The 859-nt window shown below is 66.0% G+C and carries 1 pseudogene; it reads left to right on the top strand.

The features are described 5' to 3' along the window. Window positions 1-859: pseudogene (locus A2J01_RS32805) on the top strand (replication-associated recombination protein A); the annotation flags it as partial.

The following is an 859-nucleotide window of genomic DNA, read 5'->3' as shown; positions in this document are numbered from 1 at the left end:
CACCGAGAACCCGTCGTTCTCGGTCGTCTCCGCTCTGTTGTCGCGCTCGTTGGTCCTGCAACTGCAATCGCTCACCGCTGCGGATGTCCAGGAACTGCTCGAGCGCGCTGTCGCCGACGAACGCGGGTTCGGCGGAGCGATCACGATCGACGACGACGCGATGGAACACCTCGTTCGTCTGGCGGCCGGCGACGCCCGCCGAGCCCTGACGGCACTCGAGGCTGCCGCCGGGGCTGCACTGGACACCGCAGGTGACGCTTCGGGCCCGGTGGTGCTCGACCTCGCGACCGTCGAGGCAAGTGTCGACAAGGCCGCGGTTCGGTACGACCGTGCCGGAGATCAGCACTACGACGTCATCAGTGCATTCATCAAGAGCATTCGTGGATCAGACGTCGACGCCGCCCTGCACTACCTCGCACGGATGCTGACCGCGGGCGAAGACCCTCGCTTCATCGCACGGCGTCTGGTGGTTCACGCCAGCGAAGACATCGGCATGGCTGATCCGATGGCGCTGCAGACTGCCACCGCCGCGGCGCAGGCAGTGCAGCTGATCGGTATGCCGGAGGCTCGTCTGGCGCTGGCACAGGCCACCATTCATCTGGCGACGGCTCCCAAATCGGGTGCGGTCATCGCCGCACTCGGCGCGGCCATGGCCGACGTGGCCGCCGGAAAATCCGGACTGGTACCGCCGCACCTGCGTGACGGGCACTACAAGGGCGCCGAGCAATTGGGCAACGCAGTCGGATACAAGTACCCGCACGACACACGTGATGGTGTTCTGCGGCAACAGTATCCACCGGACGATCTGGTGGGTGTCGACTATTACCAGCCCACCGCGCACGGCAACGAGCGGGAGATC

The sequence above is a fragment of the Rhodococcus sp. EPR-134 genome (assembly GCF_001647205.1).
GTDB classification, from domain to species: domain Bacteria; phylum Actinomycetota; class Actinomycetes; order Mycobacteriales; family Mycobacteriaceae; genus Rhodococcus_F; species Rhodococcus_F qingshengii.
The sequence above is the reverse complement of the archived record's forward strand: the minus strand, read 5'-3'. Positions and strand labels throughout refer to the sequence as shown.